General features: G+C 38.7%; 15 protein-coding genes and 1 tRNA gene. 6 read left to right on the top strand and 10 right to left on the bottom strand.

Going from position 1 to position 17,850, the window contains the following annotated elements; genetic code table 11:
- Window positions 1-36 precede the first annotated feature (36 nt).
- Window positions 37-1,083, bottom strand: coding sequence for an ABC transporter substrate-binding protein (locus tag BLT04_RS15010; RefSeq protein WP_089756603.1), 1,047 nt, complete (start codon window positions 1,081-1,083; stop codon window positions 37-39).
- A gap of 47 nt (window positions 1,084-1,130) precedes the next feature.
- Between BLT04_RS15010 and BLT04_RS15005 the strand changes: the two genes are divergently transcribed.
- A tRNA-Arg gene (locus tag BLT04_RS15005) sits at window positions 1,131-1,204 on the top strand.
- On the opposite strand, the gene BLT04_RS15000 is transcribed toward BLT04_RS15005, so the two are convergent.
- The 4 genes from BLT04_RS15000 to BLT04_RS18780 all read right to left on the bottom strand — a co-directional run bounded on the left by BLT04_RS15000 (window position 1,170) and on the right by BLT04_RS18780 (window position 4,256).
- Window positions 1,170-2,744 (bottom strand): recombinase family protein, encoded by a 1,575-nt coding sequence (locus BLT04_RS15000; protein WP_089756602.1) that lies wholly within the window; start codon window positions 2,742-2,744, stop codon window positions 1,170-1,172. The two genes, BLT04_RS15005 and BLT04_RS15000, sit on opposite strands and share 35 nt — an antisense overlap.
- Before the next feature lie 91 nt (window positions 2,745-2,835).
- Window positions 2,836-3,057 carry a hypothetical protein gene (locus BLT04_RS14995; RefSeq protein WP_089756601.1) on the bottom strand — a complete coding sequence of 74 codons (222 nt, stop codon included), beginning with the start codon at window positions 3,055-3,057 and terminating at the stop codon, window positions 2,836-2,838.
- A gap of 510 nt (window positions 3,058-3,567) precedes the next feature.
- Window positions 3,568-3,954, bottom strand: coding sequence for a Fur family transcriptional regulator (locus BLT04_RS14990; protein WP_089756600.1), 387 nt, complete (start codon window positions 3,952-3,954; stop codon window positions 3,568-3,570).
- Window positions 3,955-4,046: 92 nt separating this feature from the next.
- On the bottom strand, window positions 4,047-4,256 hold the full coding sequence (locus tag BLT04_RS18780; RefSeq protein WP_139166260.1) for a hypothetical protein: 210 nt from the start codon (window positions 4,254-4,256) through the stop codon (window positions 4,047-4,049).
- 420 nt (window positions 4,257-4,676) lie between these two features.
- On the opposite strand from BLT04_RS18780, the gene BLT04_RS14980 reads away from it, so the two are divergent.
- From BLT04_RS14980 to BLT04_RS14955, 5 genes are all read left to right on the top strand, one after another.
- Window positions 4,677-6,089, top strand: coding sequence for an alkaline phosphatase (locus BLT04_RS14980; protein WP_089756598.1), 1,413 nt, complete (start codon window positions 4,677-4,679; stop codon window positions 6,087-6,089).
- Between the two features lie 687 nt (window positions 6,090-6,776).
- Window positions 6,777-9,095: a TonB-dependent siderophore receptor gene (locus BLT04_RS14970; RefSeq protein ID WP_089756596.1), complete on the top strand. Its 2,319-nt coding sequence runs from the start codon at window positions 6,777-6,779 to the stop codon at window positions 9,093-9,095.
- Between the two features lie 3 nt (window positions 9,096-9,098).
- A complete protein-coding gene (locus tag BLT04_RS14965; protein ID WP_089756595.1) occupies window positions 9,099-10,544 on the top strand; it encodes an ABC transporter permease in 1,446 nt (481 codons plus the stop codon).
- Window positions 10,545-11,888 carry a DUF3526 domain-containing protein gene (locus tag BLT04_RS14960; RefSeq protein WP_089756594.1) on the top strand — a complete coding sequence of 448 codons (1,344 nt, stop codon included), beginning with the start codon at window positions 10,545-10,547 and terminating at the stop codon, window positions 11,886-11,888. It abuts the gene before it with no gap.
- Entirely contained in the window at window positions 11,882-12,577 is a 696-nt protein-coding gene (locus BLT04_RS14955; protein WP_089756593.1) for an ABC transporter ATP-binding protein, read from the top strand. Before BLT04_RS14960 ends, BLT04_RS14955 begins: the two co-directional genes overlap by 7 nt.
- Before the next feature lie 154 nt (window positions 12,578-12,731).
- Here BLT04_RS14955 and BLT04_RS14950 read toward each other — a convergent pair whose 3' ends face one another.
- From BLT04_RS14950 to BLT04_RS14930, 5 genes are all read right to left on the bottom strand, one after another.
- Window positions 12,732-13,655 carry a T9SS type A sorting domain-containing protein gene (locus tag BLT04_RS14950; RefSeq protein ID WP_089756592.1) on the bottom strand — a complete coding sequence of 308 codons (924 nt, stop codon included), beginning with the start codon at window positions 13,653-13,655 and terminating at the stop codon, window positions 12,732-12,734.
- A 33-nt stretch (window positions 13,656-13,688) separates the two neighbouring features.
- Window positions 13,689-14,516 carry a DUF4625 domain-containing protein gene (locus BLT04_RS14945; protein WP_089756591.1) on the bottom strand — a complete coding sequence of 276 codons (828 nt, stop codon included), beginning with the start codon at window positions 14,514-14,516 and terminating at the stop codon, window positions 13,689-13,691.
- An 11-nt stretch (window positions 14,517-14,527) separates the two neighbouring features.
- Window positions 14,528-15,007, bottom strand: coding sequence for a DUF4625 domain-containing protein (locus BLT04_RS14940; protein ID WP_089756590.1), 480 nt, complete (start codon window positions 15,005-15,007; stop codon window positions 14,528-14,530).
- 18 nt (window positions 15,008-15,025) lie between these two features.
- The gene (locus tag BLT04_RS14935; RefSeq protein WP_089756589.1) at window positions 15,026-17,374 is read right to left on the bottom strand and encodes a TonB-dependent receptor; all 2,349 of its coding nucleotides are present in this window, start codon (window positions 17,372-17,374) and stop codon (window positions 15,026-15,028) included.
- A 68-nt stretch (window positions 17,375-17,442) separates the two neighbouring features.
- On the bottom strand, window positions 17,443-17,826 hold the full coding sequence (locus BLT04_RS14930) for a hypothetical protein (protein WP_089756588.1): 384 nt from the start codon (window positions 17,824-17,826) through the stop codon (window positions 17,443-17,445).
- Between the last annotated feature and the right edge of the window lie 24 nt (window positions 17,827-17,850).

Raw genomic sequence — 17,850 nt, 5'->3', positions numbered from 1 at the left:
AAAAAAAGTACCGCAAAAATAAGCAAATCCTCCGATTTATTCTAATTCTTTCATGTAAGTAAGTTGATAATCCGGCAGAAGCTCGGGATGAAAAATTTTAATATCATCTTTCAGCACAAGGTCAGATCTTACCACTCCGCTTTCGAAAAAGTCGTTGGCTTTTTGTCTTTCCCTGCCTGCAACTCCGTAGATTTTACCTTTGTTGAAAACATCTAATTTGGCATAAAAAGGATTAATGCTCAACATTTCTTTTTTCGAAACGTGATTTCCTGCATTTATCCAGTACTGAACTCCGGCAGACTTTGAAAAAACGTCTTCAAAGCTCATTGTTACTGCTTTTTCTTCAGTATTATTTTTTAAAACATATTGTGCGTTGGCATCAGCAATATAATTCGCTAAAGAAGTTTTTCCTCCTGGTAAGTACCAAACATCACCATACATTTCATTCGCTAAAACAACAGGTTTCTGTTTCGCTTTTAAGGCTAATTGCTTTAATTCGTTATAATTTTTCTTAATCCCCTCATATTTGGTTTCTGCCTCTTTATCTTTTCCGAAAAGTTTTCCGAAAAGCTTGATATAAGCTGTTTTTTCAAGAGGGTTTTGTTCCATATATTCATCAAGAAATATGACCTGAATTCCGTTGTTTTTCAATAACTGATACGTATTATCAAAACTGGCAATATGATTTGTAAAGATTGCATCAGGCTTTAGGGCAATGATTTTTTCGACGTCATATTTCTGGTCGCTTCCTACGTTTTGAATTTTCCCGGTTCTAATTAAATTCTGAATTTTTTGAGAATAAATATATTCCGGGCTTGAAACACCGATGATCAAATTTTCTGCATTTAATTCTGAAATATATCCTACCAAACTTGCATTTAACAGTATAATTTTCTTTAAAGGAGTCTGATTTTTCTTAAAATTATAGGTGTAATTTCCCGATTTTACCAGCAAGGTATTATTTTCCTCTTTATATTCGAGTCTTTTTGAGATGACTGTCCAGTCAGAAGATAATATTTTTTGCTCTCTTTTACAGCAAATTAGCGCCAAAAACGTGATTAATAGTAAAAATTTCAGTTTCATATTTCAAAGAAAAGAAAAAAGTGTTATATTTGCAAACCTTTAAGAAAGGCCTCGTGGCGCAACTGAATAGCGCATCTGATTACGGCTCAGAAGGTTACAGGTTTGAATCCTGTCGAGGTCACAAAACCGACATTTGAAGTTTTTTCGCTTCTTTGTCGGTTTTTTTTATTTCCTAATTCCTTCTTTATCAGAAAGATACTCTCTGCAAAACTGTTGATTTTAGTGGTTTGAAAATACTCTCCGTTGAACGTTAACTTTTCAGGATAAATCAAACCAATTATGGCTCTTTTATCAATGGAACTTGCTTTTTTATACCTTTCAGAAATATTCGTAACAGCCTTCAAAGCCTCTCCCAGCTTATGTTCTACATTATTATTCTTCTTATTTTCTTTCAGTGCATTGAGTTTGAATATAAGCCTGTCAAGTTCCTCCTTGTTTTTCTTCTTTACTTCCCTGAAATCATCTTCATCCAACCTATCTTCAAGATATAAATCTCTTGCTTTTGCAATCTTTTGTTCAATTTTCGAAACCCTTTCAGTCATCCATTTTCGCTCATCATCTAACCCATTAGTGGCTGTTGAAAAATTTTTTACCAATATTGTTTTAAGCAATTTTTCGAAGGCTGGAATGAATTCGAATTTCGAAAGTTCTGCTTCGAATAGTTCGTTCACTATTTCAGAATTATGACGAAATCCACAATCAGTTGAACAGTGGTAATAATAGTAATGCTTGGATCGACCCTTAGCACTGCTTGCAGTTAAATTTTTCCCGCACGTCGGACATAATAAAAGCCCTCTCAAAGGATATCGGTCTTCATTAATAATGCGACCGCCAGGTAAAAAAACATCCTTATTGCTTTTCTTTCTTAAAACATTTTGAACTTTCATGAAAAGTTCCTCAGAGATCAAAGCCTCATGTTTACCTTTTATTATCCTCTCCTCTTCATCATTATAAGCTTTTAATATGACGTTTCCACAGTAAACAATATTTCGTAATGCATCTAAAAAAGAATTTCTGGTAAGCTTTCTGCCTGGACGTTTGTTCATAAGGTCTCTGACTTTAGCACTGGGAAGATGTCCTTTCGCTACCTCTTTAAATGCCCAGATGATGTTGGTTGCTTCGGGCTCCTTGACAGCCACATATTTCCTTCCATCTTCAGTGCATTTGTTGATATACCCATAAGGTGCTGTTCCCATCATTCTACCCTCCTTAATTGCCCTCCTCATCCCATAAGTCACATTCAGCGCCCTTCTGTCGTTTTCAACTTCCGGTGTAGAAAGGTAGATAGCTAACAACAGCTTATTCTCAGGAACCCTCAGATCCAAAGGTTGTTCAATAGCTTGCGGAGAAATATTTAATTTAGTCAGTCTGGAAATCATCTGATAGGCCTCACTGGTATTACGGCTAAATCTATCCCATTTAGTAAACAACAATAATCTGACGTCCTTACCAGCCTTACCTCTTCTAAAAGCAAATAAATACTTTTGCCACTCAGGCCTATCGAAAGTCTTTGCGGAGTGATCTTCATAAATAATTCTTTCAATTGTAATGTTAAGAGTAGCACAATGTTTTCGTAAGCGCTCTTCCTGGTCACGTTGGGAATATCCTTTATCAGCTTGTTCATCCGTAGAAACTCGGATATATAAATCAGCGATCTGCATAAATTTGTTGTTAAATGGAACTATGGAACTTAATCAATCTGGTGTACAGTACACTCTTTGATTATAATATTGTAATTACTAAAATACGAAATTAATCTTTAGGTGAAAGAAACTCTTTCAATGTGATTTTTACAATTGTGTGAAGAAACACAAGAATTTCAGAAGCTTCTTGTTCTGATATTGTAATTTTCGAATCATTCAATATTTTCATTGCCTGATCTAAAGACATCTCCTTAAATTTCATAATGGGTTCCAAATCGAATGTATTGGAACTAAGGGTATTATTTAATTTATTTTTCTTGTGTTCAGACATTAATTTAGAACTTAACTTTATATATCTTCAAGGCAATAATCAACTGGCTTAAATTTTTACTGCCTGTTACTTTTTCAATCAAAAGCGACACAGCTTGAAATCAGTGAAGGTTCAGTTTCAAAATTTTGGATTCAGACCATTATTTCACTTGGCAGAAACTTCTGTAAAAGTCGAAAAAAATTATGATTAATTTGCTACGAGTGATGCTCTAAAGGCTATTCAGTAATGATTTGGACTATTTACTACTGAAGAATAAATGCTAGTCATAAAATTAGATATACAAAGTTTACAGTGGATGAAATAAGCGACTATTTTAATTTAGTTACAATTGAGATGAAAACATGTTAAGATGTGATAGGAAACCATTAAAAAAGCAGATTAGGATTTATATTTCAAATATAAATCCTAATCTGTTAAATAATATTTTCGATTTTTCTTAAATAATGTAGATGTCTTGATCTAAGTTAGCAATATCCTTTTCAGAGGTTGATTTAATGATCTAAATTAGAATTAATACTTCACGCTGCATTTATCACAAAGACCACTGACCACAAAATTAAACTGATTAACAGAAAAATTTTCAGGGAGCTCGATCTCCGGTACAAACTTCTCTAAACATATCACCGATTTGCACTTCTCAAAGTTGAAATGCAGATGATTATGGTGATGTACTTCTGTGCAGCCTTTGCATATGGCAAAATTGACAACACCATCCACGTTCACTATTTTATGTATTTTCCCCTCTTCTTCCAGTCTTTCCAATACTCTGTAGATTGTTACACGGTTGCAAAGGCCATCCAATTTTGCTTGAATATCTGCGTGTGAAAGTGCTGTATCCGAATCGCTTATGATTCTGAAGATCTCTGTTTTTGAATGTGTACTTCTACTCTGTCTCATAAAACAAACGCAACTTAGTTGCAATAATGAAATTTATTATCTACTTTTGCAACAAAGTTACAATAAGAAATTATGAAAACAAAAATCCTTGATTATATCGGTCTATCAGCAGCCACATTATGTCTCATCCACTGTATCGTATTTCCTTTGCTGCTGATCGTTCCGTTGGGAATTTTACATAATCCCTTGGTCGATCTGCTGTTTCTTCTAGTCGGCGGATGGGTCGTTTTCAGAATTACGAAAGAAATCTCTGTCATTTGGCTAAAATTTCTTTTCTGAAGTTCCATTGCACTGATAGCCATTTCGGTAGGGCTTGACTTTATTCTTCATATCCATTCAGGATTTATTTTTATAGGAGCCGCAGGATTGATCATCGCCCATATCATCAATTTTAAAAATCATAAACATTAATTTTGAATTATACTGAACGTTGCCTAAACATCATAATATACGTCTTATATCTATCTTCGATATTGAGTTGAAGCTGGCCTGTGAACTTATAAAAACAGAGCATACCAAAGTGGAAATTTTCCAAAAGACAAGTATTGACAGTATTTTTGCGTACGAAGAAAGCTCTTCACTGATCCGCATGTTGCCATTGCGGTCTGCACAGGAATTTTTACTGAGCACTGATCAATCATCATCTTTGACAAGACATTTTTTAACATTAGATTCATTTGAATCAAAATATTAAGTCCTAAATTGAACCAAAAATACCAGCAATGAACAGACGGAAATTCTTGAGAGGCTCGGCTTTACTTACCGGAGCATTAACATTGAACCACTTCGATCTATTTGGCAGAGATCAGGAAGAAAAATTAAGTTTCAGAAGCAAAAAGGCCAAAAACATTATTTTCATGATCAGTGACGGAATGAGCAATGGCACTCTTTCTATGGCTAATCTATATTCCAAAAATATATTCGGAAGGGAAATGAACTGGATGAATCTTTATCTTGAAAAGAAAGCTACACGTGCATTGATGGATACGGCCTCAGCAAGTTCAATCGTGACCGATTCTGCTGCCGCAAGTTCATCCTTCGGTGGTGGTTTTCGCGTCAATAATGGTGCACTGAATGTCGGTCCAAATGGGGAACAGCATCTTCCGATCTGGCAGAAATTTAAAAAGAAAGGTAAGAAGGCAGGCTGCGTCACGACCGTGACGATCACACATGCGACACCTGCTGGGTTTTGCATCAACTCTGCAAAAAGGAGTGCTGAACCGGATATCGCTGAAATGTATGCAGAATTTGGGTTTGATGTGATGATGGGTGGTGGTGATGAGTTTTTCAATCCTGAAAAGAGGAAGGATAAAAAAGATGTTTATGCATCCTACAAAGCGAAAGGTTACCAAATTCTGAAAGATGGCTCAGGCCTTAAAAACATGGACACGAGCAAGCCTGTTCTCGGAGTTTTTAATAGCGGTGCGCTTCCCTATTCCATCGACCGAAAAAATACTTCTGAACAAAATAACACGCCCACTCTTGCTGAAATGGCAAAAGCTGCCATTGACCAGATGAAAGACCATAAGGAAGGTTTTGTATTGCAGGTAGAGGCCGGAAAAGTCGACTGGGCTGCTCACGCCAATGACATTTCAGCACTTATCCATGACCAGCTGGCTTTTGACGAAGCCATCAAGACCGTAATGGATTTTGCAATAAAAGATGGCAATACGCTGGTTATCATTACAACTGATCATGGTAATGCCAATCCCGGAACTATCTATGGAGCAGATGCTACCAAGAATTTTAACAGCATTGCCGATTATCAATTCACGAATGAATATCTATTGAATAATATCCATGACGATTTCAATATTCAGCAGGTCAAAGACTGGATCTTTGTGAACAATCACTTTTCACTTTCTGATGACGAAGCCAATCATCTTCTCAATTTTTATAAAGGCCTGGAAAAAGACGAAGAGGGACTTTATAATTATAAAAAACTGCCATACAAAGCCTTTTCCGACATACAGAAAAAGCACAACAATGTGGGATGGATAAGTATGGATCACAGCGGGGACTATGTAGAGCTGGCCATGTACGGACCGGGAAGTGAGCTGCTGAAGCCCTTTGTGAAAAATACAGATTTGCATTATCTGATGTTGAAAGCAGCGGAGGTTGAGAATAAATTTTAATACAATAGCACTGGTAACACTCCTCCGTCCTAATATAGCAATGCGTTCAGAAATGATCTTTGACCTTGTTATATCATATTTTGTATGAACTAGGATCATCAAGTTAATAGATGAATCTGCTTAACAAATTTTATGGTATTGAAGGTCTCCAAGATTTCTTTGATAGCTTTAATTTTTAAGATTGCCTATATTTGCCACTCTTTTATGCAAAAAACAGTAAAACATTTTTTTGTCTTTTCCTTGTTGCTGATATTTCTATCGAATGTCAGTGGTATCTCTGTGTGCGTTGAGCATGCAAAGCATTCGACTTCAAAAAATACAGAGAAAAAGAATAGTAAAGAAGAAAAGGGTGCTGTTTTTTCACAGGATGATCAATGCCAATGCGCATTACATCTTCAAATGAATACATGTCTTATTCCTGATATTCAGAATATAGATTTTGCTTTACAAAATATAGATCACAGCGTAATACTGCATTCTAAAGCAGTCGAATACCGTCGCCTTATCGACTATTTCTCCTCAAGAGCTCCACCCCATTTTTCATAAGTTACAGCTAAAGTATTTTAGCTGAGATTATTTCTGACACAGATTTTTTCCAATCTGTACTTATCGTTACGTGGACATTTTGCTTCAAACAGAGGCAAATATTTTAATCAGTAGGGTTCTTTTACTTTTTTACCGATTTTTATGTTAGTTAACCATTTTATTTCATGGAAAATAAATTATTATCTTTCCACTAAGCCTTATCAATTAACAGGCTTAAGTTTTCTATTATTTCCCCTTACCTTCAATGCACAGGAGGCGGAAAAAGATTCGATCTCAGCAACCATCCAGACGGTAGAGATCATTGGAAGGAGATCTCAGGATTATGTATCCGACTATTCATTTGCTGCTACAAAGATCGCAATGAAGAATAAAGATCTGCCCCTTACGCTGAATACCGTTACTAAAGAATTGATCAACGACAGACAAGCCTTCAGATTAGGAGATGTCCTCAAAAATGTGGCAGGCGTTTCCAATGCAAGTTTTTACAATCAATACAGCATTCGCGGGATCAGCCAAAATGAGGAAGGACAGATCATCAACGGAATGCGTACAAGACAATATTATTTTCTCCAGCCGATGACTTCCCATATTGAGCGGGTAGAAGTTTTCAAAGGACCGGCAAGCATTACGATGTCAAGCGTGGATCCGGGAGGGACGATCAATATGGTAACTAAAAAACCACTGCTTAACGACCGTTATGAAGTAAGTTTATCCGGGGGAAGCTTTGACTCCTATCGCCTGATAACGGATCTTACCGGTCCGTTAAATAAAAGTAAAACACTGTTGTACCGTTTCAACGGCGCACATCAGGATGGAAAGTCATTCCGCAATAATGTCAATAATAACGGGTTTTTAATTGTTCCTTCCCTATCTTTTATCCCCAATGAAAAGACGTCACTCAATGTGGAAATGATATACAATGAGATGAATGGAAATCTGGACAGAGGTCAGCCAATTTTCGGTGCGACAGCAAGAAAAACCGATCTCAACAGCACACCGATCAGTCTTAATCTTGGCGCTCCCGGAGATTTTTTCAAAACAAAAGATCTTACTTTAATGGGGAGTTTTGCTCATCATTTCAACGAGCATATCAGCTTCAATGCTTCCTATATGAAACAGTTCTGGGATGAGGACACCCATGAAACCAGAACTACCAATTCTTTTGTTCCCGATATCAGCAACAACCCCGTTCCCAGCCTTGCGATGATGCAGTATCTGGAAAGGGTACAACATTGGGAAGTGGATAATATCAACGCTTATTTTAATTTTAGCTACAAGACGGGAACATTTGAACATCAGACTTTACTAGGCTACGACAGCCATATCTGGGAGAAAAAAAACGGTGGAAAGCAGGATGCTGCAAGAGGATTTCTGATGAAAGACGGCACCGTCACTGCATCATATAATCCTGCAAATTCCGCATTGTATCAGACGATGATGTATAATGGCATCACTATTCCCAAACCTAATGTCAATCCTTTTGATCTGACATCAGGAGCATTAAACCATCAGGGAAATGATTATTCCGTACTGAATATTATTAATCCATTGCCAACTGCGTTAACCACAACTCACGCTGTCTACGTACAGCATTTGCTTACTTGGAAGAAGTTCAGGCTACTGGCAGGAATCAGGCAAGAGTGGTTTCAGGACAGGACCAATTATAAAAAGCCGGAAGAAAGTGCTTTCAGAAACCAGAAACTTCTTTACAGAGTAGGATTGACATACAGTGTCAGTGAAAGCACCAATATCTACGGAACATACCTTACCGGATATCAGCCACAATCCAATACAACTTCACTGATGCCTGGAACTTCCGGATTTACAGGTGGGATCTCCGCATCGTTATACAAGCCTTTGATTTCTGACCTGAAGGAACTAGGGGTCAAAACCAAACTTTTCGCAAAGATCGATGCAAGTTTTTCAGTTTACGAGATCAATCAGAAAAATATTCTGATCAATGCAAACAATCCGGCAGAACCGGATCAGCTGATCCAACGTGGAGCTGACCGAAGCAGAGGCTTTGAAACCGAACTGACCGGCTATATCCTTCCGCAATGGCACATATATGCCGGTTACAGCTATATTGATGCGAAAGTTGTAGATGATTCAAATCCTGCATTGGTAGGTCTGGCCAAAGAAAATACATCAAAAAACTCTGTCAACCTGTGGACGAGATACAATTTTTCTGCAATACCGGCATTAAAATACTTTGGGATCGGAGCAGGAATTTTATATCAAAGCAAAAAGATCCCTTGGTTTACCCGAAGTTTCGAGCTTCCTGCGTATACCACTTTAGATCTTGCCCTTTATTATGCCGTTCCCAAAACCAAGCTTCAATTGGCTCTCAATGTCAACAATATGACCGATACAAGCTATTGGGTGGGCGCACAGAACTATCTGAGGCTTTTTCCCGGAGCTCCAAGAAACTATTTATTTACTGCAACTTATAAACTTTAAACTATGGCTTTTTCAAAATTGAAACTCATCGTACGAAAAACCCGGCAAGATCTCATCAAAAGCAAACAGAACCTGCTGATCGTAATGACGGTACTGCTCTTTTGCTTTTTAAGCATCGGCATCGGGTTTGCCACATACGGCGAAAATCTATCGAAAGTAAAAGAGTACCGCAAGGAAACCCGCGAAAACTGGGAACACAGGCCCGACAAGCATCCGCATAGAATGGCGCATTACGGTTATCTCGTCTTCAGGATCGGTCATCCGTTAAGTATTTTTGACAACGGCCTTGATGATTATCTGGGAAATGTGATCTTCCTTGAGGCACACAAACAGAACACAGGAAATCTTTCAGAAGCAGGCAGTTCAGGTATTCTGGTGCGTTTTGGAACGTTCAGCAGTGCATTTATCCTGCAAAGCATCGTTCCATTGGTCATTCTTTTTTTAGGGTTCGGACTTGTTGCCCGTGAAAGAGAAGTTGCCACCCTCAAAATTCTGAATGTTCAGGGCGCTTCGCCTAGAGATATTCTTTGGGGCAAAATTCTCGGGCTCTGGCAATTTTCGTTGTTGTTTCTAATTCCGGTTATACCCGTCATTCTTTTTGCAGTGTTGATGTCTGAAACAACTGATTTTGGAGATATCGCGGCAAGGCTAGCGGTCTTATTTCCGGCATATATGATCTATTATTTCTTCTTTTGTACTTTAACGGTCCTGCTTTCAGCGCTAAGCAAAGCTTCTTCTTCAGCATTGATCAGCCTCATCGGTTTCTGGCTTGTCCTTGTGATCTTTGTACCGAAAGGGATTCAGTTTGTGGCACAGAACCTCTATCCTACTCCTTCACGAATTGCTTTTGAAACAGAGGTGGAAGAAGATGTTCTGAAGGTCGGTGACAGTCACAATCCTGAGGACAAGCACTTTAAACACATTAAAGACTCTTTACTGGCAAAGTATAATGTAAAAACAACTGACGAGCTTCCGATCAATTACGGTGGTTTCGTGATGAAAGAAGGTGAGAAGATCAGCTCGAAGATCTATGCAGATCATCTGAAAAAACTTCAGATCCAATATGATCGACAACAAAAACTCAACGAGATCTTTGGGTTCATCAATCCTGTAATGGCCATTAAAAACTTGTCTATGACGGCTTCCGGTACAGATTATTTTGCGTATCATCAATTTCAGGAGCAGGCGGAGAAGTACCGCTACGACCTGGCTCAAAGGATGAATGATCTGCAGATCGAGAACATCAGCAATATAAAACCGGCACCGGGAGAAAAACCCGCCATCATCAGCAAAGACCACTGGAAAAGATTCCCTGATTTTACATACGAATTCACTCCTATAAAAGAAAGTCTTCTCCACCAGCTGATGCCTTTTATTGCTATTGTCTTCTGGCTGTTTATTTGTCTTGTGGCGGTTGAATTAAGTGCTAAAAATTTAAAATTAATCTAAATGAATCATTATTTATATAAACAGTTTTACCGAAACAGAGCGTACATCATTTCGTTGGTGATCTTGCTGTTTGCGGGTCTTAGTTCTCTTTATACCGGTAAAAAGTTCCTTGACAGAAACGAAGACATTATCTCCAAGAGTGCTTCTTATCAAAAGAAAAGCCTGGAAAAGAACATTGCTTTGCACAGCGATGATATAGGTCTGTTGCTGTATTATGTCAAATTTAATCTCGTCAATGAAATGCCCAGGCTTGCCGCATTGAACATTGGTTTGAGGGACATCAATCCTTCAATTCAGGGCGTGACCATCAGAAACCTTGAAGAACAGAAAAACAATTCAGATTTTTTCAACCCTGCAAACGTGGCGGCGGGAAATTTTGATTTTTCATTTGTTTTGGTTTTTCTTTTTCCGCTTGTTATTATCGCTTTCTGCTATAACCTTATTTCAGAAGATCAGGAAAAAGGAACATGGAAACTGCTCTTGGTACAAAGCAGTAACCTGCGGCGCCTCATCGATCATAAAATACTGATCCGTTTAATTGCATTGACCTCAGTATATTTTATATTGCTTATCATTGCGCTTCTGTATATCAATATTCCTTTAGATACCACTTTTATTATCTTCAGTGTATCGGGATTGCTCTATATTATTTTCTGGTTTGCGCTTTGCAGATGGATTATCGGTTATCAGAGATCTTCCTCCTGGAATGCAGTCTCCTTGGTAATTTTTTGGATGGGCATGAATTTTATTGTTCCGATGACCGGCAATATGTTGATCCAGAAAATATATCCCGTGAAAGAAGGGCCTAAGGCACAGATCGAACAGCGCGAAGGCTATCATAACAAATGGGACGAAGACAAAGCGCTGACCATGCAGAAATTTCACAAGATCTATCCGCAGTTTCGTCAATACGACGCCACCAATGAAAGTGGCTCGTATACATGGTACTATGCAATGCAGCATCTAGGCGATGTAGAATCTTCCGGATCTTCAAAGCAGTATCACGCTAAAATGCAACGCCGAAATAACGCTGCGATCTACCTCGGATACCTTTTACCGAATATCCAGACACTACTAATTCAGAGTAAACTTGCTAAAACAGGAATGGAAAACCAGCTGAATTATGCCCAGAATTTAAAGCAATTCCATGAGGATCAACGCTTGTATTTCTATCCCTATATTTTTCAAAACCAGAATGCCAAAGTCATCGACTGGACCAGGCAGACCGTAAAAACTTTCACAGATCCTGAAAAGACCAGTCTGATAAAAGTGTTTTTACCTTATTTAATTTTCATTTTCTTATTCATTATTCTTTCACAAATTAAATTCAGAAAACTATGTTAAAAACCATCAATCTTCATAAAAAATACAATGATTTCACCGCATTGAAATCGCTAGATCTCGAAGTCGGAGAAGGCGAGATCTTTGCTCTGCTTGGACAAAACGGAGCAGGCAAAAGTACGACGATCAATATTCTTTTAGGATTAATCAAACCCACTTCCGGAGATGCTTTTATCAATAACATTTCAGTAACGGAAAATCCTCAGAAAATAAAAAAGCATTTAGCGTACATTCCCGAAACGGTTCTGCTTTATCACAATCTTACAGGAATAGAGAACCTTGATTTTTTCTCTAAGATTGCAGGTTTCAATTATTCAAAAGGTGAATTATCCGCTCTGCTGGAACGTACCGGACTACAGCAAACTGCCCACGAAAAACCATTAGGGGGTTATTCAAAAGGAATGCGACAAAAAGTAGGAATCGCCATCGCCTTGGCTAAAGATGCAAAGGTACTACTCCTCGATGAACCTACCAGCGGATTGGATCCAATTGCAACCTCCGAGTTTACCGAGATTGTGAGACAACTCGGACAGGAGGGACGTACAATTCTTATGGCGACACACGATATTTTCAATGCAGTAAGTGTGGCCACCAACATCGGAATTATGAAGCAAGGAGAATTGGTGCAGAATCTACCATCAAAATCATTTTCTGCCGAAGAATTACAGGACTTATATCTAAAAACGATTTAAATAGTTGTAAGATAACAAATTTTAGGGCCAATTACAAAGCAGAAAATTGATAATATTTCTGCTTTTATTTTGTGTGTCTGGCATAAAAAACCCTGATATAAAATCAGGGCAAAATTAATCAATGAAAAAATTATGAATGAAAAAATTCTTGTATTTATCGGATACTTACTTTCTGTGAAACATTGCCTTCAGGTGTTTTGATTAAAAGAATATAATTCCCTTTTTGCAGATTTTCCTCTGAAAATTTAAATTCATTTGCACCAGAGCTTAAGTTAGCTTGTTTGTCAACTATCAGTTTACCCGACATGTCGAACAATTTGAATGAAGCGTTTCCCCCTGAGCTTGTTTTCACAGGTACAATGAAGTTACCGTTGGAAGGATTCGGATAAACAGCGCCGACATTGCCTTTTTTATTGAAATCCACGACAGCCAGATTATTGAGTTCAACCAGTGGGAAAAGTGCAAAATACACTGCGGGCGACACATCAGAGAAATTTTCTGTCCTGTAGTCTTTCCAAACCGCTGCACCGTGGCTATGCCAACGGATGACATTTCGTCCGAAGGTCGTAAAATCTGATGCTGGCCTTGTGCCATCTGGACTGTGTGCAATAGCAATTCTTTTTGTTCCTAATCCACCGTGCAGATAATCTCCTAAACGAAAGGACACAAAAAAGCTGCTGGAAACATTGACCGGGTTATCAAACATCACCGTGTTCAGCTGTCCATTCACAGGAATTGCACCATACGAAACATTTTTATTGGCCAGAGCTGTTTCCGGAAGACCTGCAGACCCCACAGAATACGCTCTGTATGAGGCTACTATGGAACCTGGTGTTCCATCCTGCCCTAAATGTATTGCTGAAATGCCGTGCAATATTCCGTTACCCTGTATCTCATATTTTTCAGCAAATTCTTCATCTCCGTAGTCATTGTGTCCCGTGAGATAACCTTCTGACCCACCGTATGCACTTGCAATCGGTGTCACCAGTGAAGGATCGAAATGCTGTAATGTTGTTTGTTGTCCATACACAGCGCCTGAAGCTGCAGACAGTAAAAAAATAAATGTCTTGATTTTCATAATGATAAATTAAAATGTTAGTAAAAAAAATGATTAAAGATTAATTTTAATTGGATAATGTTGTGAAAAAGTGACGTTCTGAGAAGCGTCCTTTGTTTTTACCACGATATAATAGGAACCAGATTTCCAAGCATTGGCGCCTTGAATCGGTTTTGGTGGGAAACCATAGTCCGATGTTGCGCCGACGTTAATCGATGCTGTAAAATCCTGAATCTCCGTTGATGCAAAATCACGCAGATCCAACATGGTAATGATTTGCGAGTGGGTGTCAGACAAGTTTCCGTCAGGAATCAGATCCTCTTCGCGGACCAATGCCACGAGAACATTACCCAACGCAATGTTATCTGATACCGTTCCTGAAATGGTAATGGTCTCGCCATTTAAAAACAACTTATTCGCTGCAGGGAATGTGGTAATATTAATGATCGGTGAAACACTGTCTTGCAGGATGATCAGTTCAAGATCTTCATCAACTGTTCTAGATTGACCCAGCATGTCTGTCACTTTCATCCGCAGCACATAGTTCCCCGGTGCGGCATCTGGAGCCACGTCAATGTGTTTGTGGAAAGTGGTGTTAAGCTGACCGGAAAATTCTGAATACACTTTTTTCGTCTGCCATCCAGCCCCATCTTTTTTGAAAACTTCGACTTCGACGGTGTTGATTTTTCCTGATGCCTCAATTTCTGCTTCAATATGAATATCTGATCCGATGTAACTTGTGTGGCTATTGCCCAAACCCACCTCTAACGCAATAATATTTGGTTGAGGCTGCATCTGCTCGTCATCATTTCTACATGAAGTAATTAACAGCAATACAACAGCAGTAATGGTCGAAAAGGTTTTTGAAAATGTATTTTTCATTGTTCTATTTTTTATTCAATAATTTTTATATCTACAGATGTTCGGGACTGCCATCCGGTCTTGTCGATCGTAGAGATCTGACAGTGATAGTCACCAGGATCAATGTCCTGTGGAATTGAAATTTCGCGATAGATTTCATAACTGGTCCCTGCATCAGGCACTGCGAAGTTCTGCATGTAGATCATCGGTTTTACAGCTGTCTTCTTAGGATCAAGCGGACATACGCCGGGTTGATCGTCGTGGGTATGCTGGTCAAAGTTGTGATGGATATCGATGCTGTAAGAAGCAACACCTATGTTATCTGTTGCCAAAGCACGGAAAATATATGTATTGCCACGCTTTAGGACTGCGCAGGACTTAGGAAAAGCATTGTCATAGCTGAGGTTTAACACCGGTTTTTCAGTGTCGATCTGCTCATCTTCTTTGTCACAGGACGCTGCCATAATGAAGATGCTAAGTAAGATTATACGTTTCAGGATTTCTAACTTCATAAGATTTTGTATATGTATTTAAAATGGAATTGTTAATGATATTGAGGCATTCCTTCCGGGCTGCGGAACTTCGATCAAACGGTAAAAGCTCAGATGGTCGAAATATTTTTGATTAAACAGATTATTTATTTTCAGCCTGATTGTTGGATGATGTTCTTTAAAGACGCGTATTATTGCTGCAAGTGCTACATCCAGCACGCCATAACCGTCTGTTGTTCTTTCAGGTGGTACAATATTGTTTTGTTTACCGGAAAAACGAAAATCGGTTTTAAGCCTCAAATCCTGAAGAAACCAAATATTGTTAAAGAGGTAGTTCACAGAAAAAAGTGCTCTGAGTGGTGGTGAGAATGGCAGTGTAAATCCTTTTTTAAGTCCGTTCGTCTGTCTGGAATAGACATACGCCGCCGTTGCTTCAATACCTAATTTTTTAAAAGGTCTGTATTCTGCACTTATTTCGCCGCCTGCCCGAAATACTTTGTTTTGTGTATATTCATAGACCTGTAATGTTTCAAAGTAATTTGCGATAGGATTCAGGTAGATATAATTATCAAAATAATTGATAAAGGGTGTTAAGGATAAGCCCAATTTACCATCGTCATAGGATGCTTCTGCATCAAGCTGGTAGGAAGTTTCCGCCTTTAGGTCCTGGTTTCCTTTCTCATATCTGAACATATGATAGTTAACCCCATTGGACGAGAGTTCGCTGGCCAGGGGAATTCTAAAACTTTTCCCTATATTGATCTTATAGTTTGTTTTGTTCCGTATGTAGCTGAGACCTGCGACTGCACTGATATTGTTAAATTTGAATTTACTGTCCGATGCTCTCTGTAGATATGCCATATCTGAACCCACAAGAGAGGGATACCAGTCATAGTATGATTCGGTACTTATCATTCCCAGGTCGTACCTTAAACCGGAATGCAGAAATAAATTGTTGTGGATCTCCAGTTTATCGTAAGCATAAACTCCTGCTGTAAAACGGTCATAGGAAGGGATCAAAAAACCCCAGCCATCAATGCCATTGTTCTGATACTCCGCATTCACACCGAAAATAATGCTGTGTTTGGAGGTAAACTTCATTTCATCCCGCAGGTCTGCTGTAAACGTATTTTTTACATATCGCCGGTCAAGCGTTCCTGCCGGTTTTGGCATATAACCGTGCGCCACAGATTCAGTGTGTTCTTCCCTGATATTGTTCTGAAAACCTACATTTAGTCGAAGCTCATGATGATCGAAGATAAATGTGCTGTTATTGATCATTTTAAAATGATTGACCGTGTGATAAGGGTAATGTACATCTCTATCCGAGTGGTCATAGTCAATGGATGATGTCCGGACTTCCAAACCATGGGCATTGGCAAAGAAACCATTCTTCGCATTATAGTTGCTTAAAAAAGTTTCCGTTTTGAAGCTGGAGTCTGCATATCCGAAGGAGAAGCTCATATCTTTCTCAGTACCGGCTGTATTTCTCAGGTGCTTATCTGAAAGATCAAAAACATAATTTTCATAAATGATCTTATCAGCAGGAACTTTAAAATCCCCGTAATCATTTACTGTAAATCGGGTACGGTACAACCACCTGTCTTTTTGTGCCTGCATCCCGACAGTTGTCCCCAGCAAATTGTTATTGCTTTCCGCTAATAACTGCACGCTGCCTACCATACCATTACTGTAGGGAACGGAAAATGGGCGAAGGTCGATGACGCCGCCAAGAGCATCCGATCCATATAATAGTGATGCTGGCCCTTTTACGATCTGAATACTGCCTGCGTCATGCTGATCTATTTCAAGCCCGTGATCACTTCCCCACTGCTGCGCTTCATGTTTAATGCCGTTTTGTGAAACAACAACCCTGTTAAAACCGAGACCTCTGATCATTGGTTTTGACTGTCCGACACCGATTCCCATCGCTTGGATGCCGGGTAGATTCTGAAGGCTTTGCATTAATGTATTTTCCCGATTCTGATCAAGATAATCTTTGGTCACCTCATAAGTTACCGCAGAAGATTCCCTTGCCAGTCGTTCTTTGGACGACTGAGATATTTTGACCTCATCGATTTTCGTTGCAGCTTTATCAAGGTAAATACTGACATTTATATCCCTGTCTGCAAGACCAAAAGATGCGATTTGAATCTCATAATTCAGCTTTTCAAACTGAATGGTATAGCTTCCCGGAGCTAAATTATTGATCACAAAAGAACCACCCGCATTTGTTCGGGAGATGTTTTGGGACAGCTTTACAATAACATCGGGCAGAAGGTCTTTGGTATCGGCATCATAAACAGATCCGATGATACTGAAATGCTTCTGACCATAGCCGAAAAATCCACCAATCGTAAATACCAGCCCAACAAGTAAATACTTCATTGCTGAGTTTTATAGTAAAATAAATAGAAATTGTTATTATCAGTATTTGATAATATAGGTTGAAAAATTTAGGTATTTCTCACAGGAGGTCCACGCGGCTCTATACTTGACAGTAGAGAACTTTTTGGGATGAATAAGGTAAAATCAATGTACGAAGTAACATCAAAAAATAGCGATATAAGAATAGCAACAAAGATCTTTGCTACATCGGAAACATTATAATGGTAAACAAAATGATGGCAGATCACACATTGGTGATGATGGTCTGACTTGTCAGCATTGTAGTCCTGAAAATCATGACCGGCGAATTTATAATCTACTTTTTTTGAAGGACTGTTCTCCTGCTCAGTATCATATTTTGAATGCGAAAGGGAATGCGTGACATGCACAAGCTGAGATACCACAAATAGGGTAAGCAAAAATGTTGCAATATGTCTTAATTTTCCTTTCACGAAGATGATACAAGTTATTTAATG

Origin of the sequence: Chryseobacterium soldanellicola (assembly GCF_900100115.1) — a bacterium.
GTDB classification, from domain to species: domain Bacteria; phylum Bacteroidota; class Bacteroidia; order Flavobacteriales; family Weeksellaceae; genus Chryseobacterium; species Chryseobacterium soldanellicola.
This window is presented reverse-complemented; position numbering and strand designations above follow the sequence as displayed.

What these genes read in the sequence shown, in the direction of transcription:
- BLT04_RS15010 (WP_089756603.1), bottom strand. Translation starts at nt 1,083, where the DNA reads ATGAAACTGAAATTTTTACTATTAATCACGTTTTTGGCGCTAATTTGC.
- BLT04_RS15000 (WP_089756602.1), bottom strand. Translation starts at nt 2,744, where the DNA reads ATGCAGATCGCTGATTTATATATCCGAGTTTCTACGGATGAACAAGCT.
- BLT04_RS14995 (WP_089756601.1), bottom strand. Translation starts at nt 3,057, where the DNA reads ATGTCTGAACACAAGAAAAATAAATTAAATAATACCCTTAGTTCCAAT.
- BLT04_RS14990 (WP_089756600.1), bottom strand. Translation starts at nt 3,954, where the DNA reads ATGAGACAGAGTAGAAGTACACATTCAAAAACAGAGATCTTCAGAATC.
- BLT04_RS18780 (WP_139166260.1), bottom strand. Translation starts at nt 4,256, where the DNA reads ATGGCTATCAGTGCAATGGAACTTCAGAAAAGAAATTTTAGCCAAATG.
- BLT04_RS14980 (WP_089756598.1), top strand. Translation starts at nt 4,677, where the DNA reads ATGAACAGACGGAAATTCTTGAGAGGCTCGGCTTTACTTACCGGAGCA.
- BLT04_RS14970 (WP_089756596.1), top strand. Translation starts at nt 6,777, where the DNA reads ATGTTAGTTAACCATTTTATTTCATGGAAAATAAATTATTATCTTTCC.
- BLT04_RS14965 (WP_089756595.1), top strand. Translation starts at nt 9,099, where the DNA reads ATGGCTTTTTCAAAATTGAAACTCATCGTACGAAAAACCCGGCAAGAT.
- BLT04_RS14960 (WP_089756594.1), top strand. Translation starts at nt 10,545, where the DNA reads ATGAATCATTATTTATATAAACAGTTTTACCGAAACAGAGCGTACATC.
- BLT04_RS14955 (WP_089756593.1), top strand. Translation starts at nt 11,882, where the DNA reads ATGTTAAAAACCATCAATCTTCATAAAAAATACAATGATTTCACCGCA.
- BLT04_RS14950 (WP_089756592.1), bottom strand. Translation starts at nt 13,655, where the DNA reads ATGAAAATCAAGACATTTATTTTTTTACTGTCTGCAGCTTCAGGCGCT.
- BLT04_RS14945 (WP_089756591.1), bottom strand. Translation starts at nt 14,516, where the DNA reads ATGAAAAATACATTTTCAAAAACCTTTTCGACCATTACTGCTGTTGTA.
- BLT04_RS14940 (WP_089756590.1), bottom strand. Translation starts at nt 15,007, where the DNA reads ATGAAGTTAGAAATCCTGAAACGTATAATCTTACTTAGCATCTTCATT.
- BLT04_RS14935 (WP_089756589.1), bottom strand. Translation starts at nt 17,374, where the DNA reads ATGAAGTATTTACTTGTTGGGCTGGTATTTACGATTGGTGGATTTTTC.